General features: G+C 63.2%; 8 protein-coding genes. 3 read left to right on the top strand and 5 right to left on the bottom strand.

The window, feature by feature from the left end; all coding sequences use genetic code 11:
- Positions 1–250: 250 nt before the first annotated feature.
- Both thpR and VKM35_RS10120 read right to left on the bottom strand, forming a co-directional pair.
- Positions 251–853 carry an RNA 2',3'-cyclic phosphodiesterase gene (gene thpR, locus VKM35_RS10125; RefSeq protein ID WP_324320898.1) on the bottom strand — a complete coding sequence of 201 codons (603 nt, stop codon included), beginning with the start codon at positions 851–853 and terminating at the stop codon, positions 251–253.
- Between the two features lie 143 nt (positions 854–996).
- Positions 997–1,356, bottom strand: a complete 360-nt coding sequence (locus tag VKM35_RS10120; protein WP_324320897.1) for a DUF1428 domain-containing protein — start codon at positions 1,354–1,356, stop codon at positions 997–999.
- A gap of 172 nt (positions 1,357–1,528) precedes the next feature.
- Here VKM35_RS10120 and VKM35_RS10115 point away from each other — a divergent pair, with 172 nt between their 5' ends.
- Positions 1,529–1,996, top strand: coding sequence for a MarR family transcriptional regulator (locus VKM35_RS10115; protein ID WP_324320896.1), 468 nt, complete (start codon positions 1,529–1,531; stop codon positions 1,994–1,996).
- 74 nt (positions 1,997–2,070) lie between these two features.
- The gene (locus tag VKM35_RS10110; protein ID WP_324320895.1) at positions 2,071–2,496 is read left to right on the top strand and encodes an organic hydroperoxide resistance protein; all 426 of its coding nucleotides are present in this window, start codon (positions 2,071–2,073) and stop codon (positions 2,494–2,496) included.
- Between the two features lie 111 nt (positions 2,497–2,607).
- Here the strand turns inward: VKM35_RS10110 and VKM35_RS10105 are convergent, their stop codons facing one another.
- From VKM35_RS10105 to VKM35_RS10095, 3 genes are all read right to left on the bottom strand, one after another.
- Positions 2,608–3,597, bottom strand: a complete 990-nt coding sequence (locus tag VKM35_RS10105) for an LLM class flavin-dependent oxidoreductase (protein WP_324320894.1) — start codon at positions 3,595–3,597, stop codon at positions 2,608–2,610.
- Between the two features lie 80 nt (positions 3,598–3,677).
- Positions 3,678–4,673, bottom strand: a complete 996-nt coding sequence (locus VKM35_RS10100) for a GGDEF domain-containing protein (protein WP_324320893.1) — start codon at positions 4,671–4,673, stop codon at positions 3,678–3,680.
- Positions 4,674–4,834: 161 nt separating this feature from the next.
- Positions 4,835–5,629, bottom strand: coding sequence for a hypothetical protein (locus tag VKM35_RS10095; RefSeq protein WP_324320892.1), 795 nt, complete (start codon positions 5,627–5,629; stop codon positions 4,835–4,837).
- A 20-nt stretch (positions 5,630–5,649) separates the two neighbouring features.
- On the opposite strand from VKM35_RS10095, the gene VKM35_RS10090 reads away from it, so the two are divergent.
- On the top strand, positions 5,650–6,054 hold the full coding sequence (locus VKM35_RS10090; RefSeq protein ID WP_324320891.1) for a hypothetical protein: 405 nt from the start codon (positions 5,650–5,652) through the stop codon (positions 6,052–6,054).
- Positions 6,055–6,166: the final 112 nt, after the last annotated feature.

The raw sequence follows: 6,166 nt of genomic DNA, 5'->3' as shown, positions 1-6,166 counted from the left end.
CTTTCTGCCGCGCGACGACGCTTTCGAACAGATGGTTGCCGGAGCCGTGACCGAGCTGCGCGATCAGCGAAACCTCCACCGGCAGGCCGCCAGAACGCGAGGGAATCCGCGCGGACGGAAAGGTTTTCATAACCCGGGTCAACTCGAACATGCCGCCCCCAGCGCAACGCCTGAGCGCTATTGTATCGACGATCCGTAACATGCGCTCCGCCCACGACCAAGGTGCAGGGTTTCGTGCACGCGGCACGCGCTACTGCAGCGACCAGCGACCCAATTCGGAATACCGGCTCTGGCCGATGATGCTGTGGATGAGGCGGAATTCCTGGGCGCGCCAGCGGATCGGTGCGATCGCGCGGGCGGGCAATTCGCTGTCGCCGTAGAAAAGCGTGACATGTGGCGTGAATTCGGGGTCCAGCCTGGCGCCGAAACCTTCGCGCGCCAACTCGCTGCGCAGGTTCTTCCATAAATCGAGCACCGGCATTTCGTCGGGACTGGTCCGCAACACGCCAGGCGGCCTGCTGCCCTTGAAGCTCGCGAAGGTATCGAGCGTCACCTCGAACGCCGGCGTCGCCACGCGTGCGGCGGCTTTTCCGGCGGCAGCGACGAGATCAGGACGCAACTCATCGTTGTCGCCGAGAAAATGCAGGGTCAGGTGATAGCGGGACGCCTCAAGCCAGCGACAACGCGAGGACAGCGTCGGCCGCAGTTCGTCGGCGAACGCAGCGATGCGCGCACAGGCGGCATCGTCCGGAAACAGCGCGAAGAACAGACGATGCACCTGCGCCGGCGCCGTCGTTCCGAACAGTCCGATCTGCGGTGTGGCGTGGCTGGGCGAGTGCCGCGTGTTGGCCATGATTTTTCCGGTACGGATCGTAGCCGGGATTCTAGCCAATCCGCATGGCGATGGCCGCAGCGCAGTTGTCGCAGATCGCGAATGCACGCGCTCCGCGCACGCAACGCCAAAATCGATCCGTACCCACTCGCGCGCAGCACAGCCTACGCGCTAACGAACACTTTGAAGCCGCCCCAGAACATGCGCTTGCCATCGAAGGGCATGGCTTTCGGATCCATCATCGCGGCGAGGCGCGGATCGGCCATGACCTTGGCATTGATGCGGTCGCGCTGGGCGCGCGATTTGTACACGATCCAGGAAAAGACCACGGTCTCGCCTTTCTTCAGCTTCACGCTCTGCGGGAAGGAAGTGAACTTGCCCGGCTTGACGTCGTCGGCAACACACTCCTTGTAATCAAGCGCGCCGTATTCGCGCCATACCTTGCCGGCCTTGCGCGCCATCTTGCGATATTCCGCCAGTTTTCTGGTCGGCACCGGCACCACGAAACCATCGACGTAGCTCATGTCACCACCTGCATCGCGGGAGGGAGCAAATACATTCCGCCGATCGTCCCGACCGGTCAAGGCTGCCCGCGCAGGAAGCGCTGCGACTGGGGTCTTGCGGCCGAGCCAGCGACTTCATCCGCCCGCCAATAAAACGCTTGCTATTAAATAGCGCGCTATGTATATTGCCGGCATGCCACGCAAACCCGCCTCCGCCAGACCCCCGAGCCGTTCCCTGGCCCTGCTCGAAGACCAGCTCTGCTTCGCGCTGTATTCGACCAACCTGGCGATGAGCAAGGTCTACCGCAAACTGCTGGGTAGCCTGGGGCTGACCTATCCGCAATACCTGGTGATGCTGGTGCTGTGGGCCGGCGATGAGCTGACGGTGTCGGAAATCGGCGAGCGCCTGTTCCTCGATTCAGCAACGCTGACGCCACTGTTGAAACGACTCGAAGCTGCGGACCTCGTCTCCCGCACCCGCGCCAGCCACGACGAACGCCAGGTCGTGATCGCACTCAGTGCGGCCGGCCGCGCGCTGAAGGCCAAGGCGCAGAAAGTTCAGCATGGCATTTTCTGCGCGACCGATTGCTCGATGGACGAGCTCATGACGATCAAGCGGCGCCTGGAAACACTGCGCGCAAGCTTGCTCGAATCCGCTTGATTTTTTTACCGCCACATAAATAGCGCGCTATTTCATAGCGCAATCAACCCAGCCTCAACCCAACGGAGAACACCATGTCGATCGAAAACGTCCTGTATCGCGCCAGCGCCACCGCCACCGGCGGCCGTGATGGCCGCGCCGTCTCGTCCGATGGCGCCATCGATGCCAAGCTCACCACGCCGCGCGAACTCGGCGGCGCCGGCGGCGATGGCACCAATCCCGAACAGCTGTTCGCGGCCGGCTATTCGGCATGCTTCATCGGCGCGCTGAAATTCGTCGCCGGCCGCGAAAAAGTCGCACTGCCCGCCGACACATCGATCGAAGGCGTGGTCGGCATCGGCCAGATCCCGGCGGGCTTCGGCATCGAAGTCGAACTCCGGATCGCCCTGCCCGGCCTCGACCGCGCCGTGGCGCAGGACCTGGTGCAGAAGGCGCATGGCGTCTGTCCGTATTCGAACGCCACCCGCAACAACATCGACGTGACCCTGACCCTGGTCTGATCGCGTCTGCCTCGCACTGATCCCGACAAGCCCCGGCGTCTCAGCAGCGCTGGGGCTTTGTTGTGTGATGCGAAGACGTTGCCGCCGTGATTTCGCATCTGGCGTTGCGCCTCAACGGCAGGCCTGCATCACCAATTCAAATGACCGCACGCGCGCGGCGTGATCGAAGATGTTGGCGGTGAGCAATAATTCATCGGGTCGATGACGGGCGACGAACGCGGCGATGCCGTCGCGCACGCTGCCCGGCGCGCCGATCACAGCGCAGGCCAATGCGCGGTCGACACCGGCTTTTTCCGCCGGCGTGCAGTAATCGTGGATGGCGGCGGCCGAAGCCAGCGGCGGCGGCACGAGCCCGGGGCGGCCGCGGCGAAGATTGATGAAAGCCTGCTGCTGCGTGGTGAACAGTCGCGCTGCTGCGGCATCGGTGTCCGCGGCGACGACATTCAGCGCCAGCATCACCTGAGGTTTCGCCAATCGCGCCGACGCCTGGAATTCCCGCCGATACAGGGCCAACGCTTCGTCGAGCGCGTCCGGCGCGAAATGCGACGCGAACGCGTACGGCAATCCCAAGGCCGCAGCCAAGCGCGCGCCGAACAAGCTCGAGCCCAGTATCCACGCCTCCACGGCGACGCCGGCGCCCGGCACCGCGCGCACCGTCTGCCCAGCTTGCACCGGCTCGAAGTAGCGCAACAGTTCGGCCACGTCGGCGGGAAATTCTTCCGCGCCCTGGTAGTAGCGACGCAACGCATGCGTCGCGGGCTGGTCGGTTCCTGGCGCGCGACCGAGACCGAGATCGATGCGGCCCGGATACAGCGAGGCAAGCGTGCCGAACTGCTCGGCCACCTGCAGCGGCGCATGGTTGGGCAGCATGATGCCGCCGGCGCCGACACGTATCGTCGAGGTCCCGCCAGCGACATGGCCGATCAGCACCGCCGTCGCCGCACTGGCGATGCCAGGCATGTTGTGGTGCTCGGCAAGCCAGTAACGGCGATAGCCGAGGCGCTCGCCGGCGCGCGCCAAATCCAGGGTATTGGCGAAAGTCTGCGCGGCATTGCTGCCTTCGGTGACCGGAGCGAGATCGAGGATGGACAGCGGAATCATCGGAAAGCCCGGGGACGCAGGAACAATTCAATATGGGGCAAAAAAAGACGGAGACAATGATCTGCGATCTACGCGATCGATCAGGTCGCGACCGCCGCATCCACCACCGTGCGATCACGCCCTTCGCTCTTGGCGCGATAAAGCGCCGCATCCGCGCGCGCCAGCCAGGATTGCCAGTCTTCATCCGGCTTCAAGGCCGCCGCACCGATGGAAACGGTGATCACTTCGCCGTGGCTGCGCAGACGTTCGACGATATGTACGCGGATCTGCTGGTCGATCGCCGGCAAAGCATCGGCCTTCGTGCCCGGCATCAGCAGCACGAACTCCTCGCCACCGAAGCGGAAACAGCGATCGACCTTGCGCGTGCATTCGCAAAGGAGGTCGGCGAACGCCACCAGCACGTCATCGCCGGCTTCGTGGCCGTAGCGGTCGTTGATGCGCTTGAAGTGATCGAGATCGAGCATGGCCAGGGCGAATGCCGTGCCTTCGCGCCCTGCCAGTTCCACCGCGAGCTTCAATTCCCGCTCCATTGCCCGGCGATTCTGGATGCCGGTGAGCGGGTCGATAGTCGCAAGCGCTTCGAGTTGCTCGCGCTGCGTCTCGGTGCGATAGGCGAAAACGAAAGCGACCATTCCAGACACCGCGGCCGTGACCAGGAACATCGCCAGTTGCATGCTGGAGTCATAGGCCCGGTGCTGGATGGTCAGAAACAGCATGGCCAGTGCCGTCACCAACACCGCGCGGCCGCGGCTGAGCAGGAGAAAATTCCCCAGCAGCGCCGGATACATCCAGTACAGCCCCGGCGGACCGAGTACCGTCGCGCTGGCCAGGCAGCCGACGGTATTCACGATCGCGACAAACAGACTGGCGGCGCGCCGATCCTCGTTGCGCCAGGCATGCGCGACCGCCAGCAGGATGCTGAGCACGATCGCCATGTCGAGCACGCCCGCGACGACATTGCCAGTCGCGAAGCGGTAGAAAGAGAAAGGCAGTATCCCGAACAGCGCCGCGCCGCCAAACGACGAAATGATCGTCAGTTGGAAATCCGTGCGCAGCCGCTGCAACAGTGCCCGCATCCCGTCCCCTTCGGGTGGCCTGGATCCAAGCCTACGCCCAACGGGGAAAGAGGCAACAGGAATCGCAGGCGGGCGGGCATCCTGCGCCCAACCCTCTCCCCGCTGTGCGGGAAGAGGGAGTCATCCGCGGGCTCTCCCGGGATGACGACGCGAAGAATGTTTCAATCGCCGACGAAGCGCGTGCCGTAGATGATGCTGGCGAAATCGACCAGCTGCGCGCTGCCGGTCAGGTTCATGGTGATGATGGTGTCGTTCTTGAAGAACTTGTTGGCCTGCTGCTGCGTGAGGCCAAAGGTTTCCATCAGCGAGCGCTTGGTGAGCATTCCGGCGATGCAGGTGCGGGTGCCGGCTTGGCGCTCGACGCGGGCGTCGCCGGGCTGCAGGCCCTGGGCATCACGGACGCCCGGTATGGTCACTGTCAACGTGCCGCCGAACGGCAGGCCCGTGGTCGGATCGATCAGCGCCGGATCATTGAGTATCGAATTCTGGAACGTGTAGCTGGGCGTCAAGATCATGCGCGCATTGGGCTGATACACACCGGTCGGATTCCGGAACTCGTAGATCACCGAGGGCGTCTGCCAATGGCAGAACATCGAGTTGGTGGATTTTCCCGGGATCAGGATCCGGCCGGCGTCGGGAATGGAAAACACCGTGGTCGCCGGTGCCGGATTGGTGACGACGCAATGATCATCCGGCCCCGGCGGTGCGCTCGGGTCCGGCGTGCAATCGTCGGCGAGATTGATCACGCCACTGCTCAACAGACCGAGGTACTTGACGTTGCGGCCGAAGGTATCCTCGTCGCCGGTGGTGGTGATCGCGACCGCGGCATCGGCCGCGCGCAACTGCCGCATCTCTTTCTTCGCCTGCACGAATTCTGGATTCTCAGGCTTTTTTGCCACAGCGATCGTGGCCAGGCTCGCGCCGACGACGGCGCAGGCGATCAATCGTAAATTCATTTCTTTCCCCTCTGGTTGGCGTGGACCTGCAGGCAGGAAGCTGCGCGATGCAGGCGGCGTCGCGATGTTCATTCCCTTCATCGGACCTTGCGAACCAACGAGCTGTTGCAGCAGTACCGGACATCGAGGCCATCGCAAATGCAAAAAGAACGTTAAGTCTTTCCACTCCGGATATCCGGATTGATCGCGATCAGGACATCTCCGCCAATTTGATTGCCGATGGCTGCGGCAAAATTTTCCGCGGAAACGGCTCAGGGAATTTTCCGGCGGCGGTCGCGCGGAGGAAAAATTTCCTCTCCCATTTGTCGAATTCGTCGGCGCGCGGTTGCGGGCTTCATGCCGCGGCTCGCCAGCGAAAATCGCAACGAGCGACATTCCATGCCCGGCCTTCTCCACAGTTGTTCGGAAAGAAAGAGGCGGCGTGATTCATCTAAATGAATCCGGTGGACCCAGCGCTTCGGCACATCCTGGGCAACTCGCAGCGACCGATTTTTCTGACCATCAGCTGAAGCGGCAGTTACATCTGGCCGCTTCGGC

The organism is Arenimonas sp. (genome assembly GCF_035312645.1).
Lineage (GTDB): Bacteria > Pseudomonadota > Gammaproteobacteria > Xanthomonadales > Xanthomonadaceae > Arenimonas.
This window is presented reverse-complemented; position numbering and strand designations above follow the sequence as displayed.

What these genes read in the sequence shown, in the direction of transcription:
- thpR (WP_324320898.1), bottom strand. Translation starts at nt 853, where the DNA reads ATGGCCAACACGCGGCACTCGCCCAGCCACGCCACACCGCAGATCGGA.
- VKM35_RS10120 (WP_324320897.1), bottom strand. Translation starts at nt 1,356, where the DNA reads ATGAGCTACGTCGATGGTTTCGTGGTGCCGGTGCCGACCAGAAAACTG.
- VKM35_RS10115 (WP_324320896.1), top strand. Translation starts at nt 1,529, where the DNA reads ATGCCACGCAAACCCGCCTCCGCCAGACCCCCGAGCCGTTCCCTGGCC.
- VKM35_RS10110 (WP_324320895.1), top strand. Translation starts at nt 2,071, where the DNA reads ATGTCGATCGAAAACGTCCTGTATCGCGCCAGCGCCACCGCCACCGGC.
- VKM35_RS10105 (WP_324320894.1), bottom strand. Translation starts at nt 3,597, where the DNA reads ATGATTCCGCTGTCCATCCTCGATCTCGCTCCGGTCACCGAAGGCAGC.
- VKM35_RS10100 (WP_324320893.1), bottom strand. Translation starts at nt 4,673, where the DNA reads ATGCGGGCACTGTTGCAGCGGCTGCGCACGGATTTCCAACTGACGATC.
- VKM35_RS10095 (WP_324320892.1), bottom strand. Translation starts at nt 5,629, where the DNA reads ATGAATTTACGATTGATCGCCTGCGCCGTCGTCGGCGCGAGCCTGGCC.